The organism is Pseudonocardia sp. EV170527-09 (assembly GCF_008369905.1).
Lineage (GTDB): Bacteria > Actinomycetota > Actinomycetes > Mycobacteriales > Pseudonocardiaceae > Pseudonocardia.
Genome location: NZ_VRMC01000467.1, coordinates 1 through 270 on the forward strand (window position 1 = coordinate 1; position 270 = coordinate 270).

Below are 270 nucleotides of genomic sequence, written 5' to 3' on the forward strand. Positions count from 1 at the left end.
TCTCAATCCAGAACGGCTTTCCCACCTCCGCAGCGGCAAGAGCGATATCGCGATGCAGGAAATTTGGCGCGCAGATGGAGACGACATCTACTTCGGGATTGCCGATGAGATCGTGGTAGTCCTCAACCGCAGTGCAGAATCCCAGCCGGTCCACTGCTTGCCTTCGGTTTTCCGCTACCACATCGCAACACGAAACCAGTCGGATATTTACGTCAATCTCTGGAAACTTTTCGGCAAGTGCTTTGTACGCACGAGTGTGCAGCCTCCCCA

The 270-nt window shown here is 54.4% G+C and carries 1 protein-coding gene; it reads right to left on the reverse strand.

Annotated features, from left to right (window positions below; translation table 11 throughout):
- Positions 1 to 262 (reverse strand): Gfo/Idh/MocA family oxidoreductase (locus FVA95_RS34235; protein WP_368667395.1); only part of this gene is annotated, 262 nt, incomplete at its 3' end.
- Between the last annotated feature and the right edge of the window lie 8 nt (positions 263 to 270).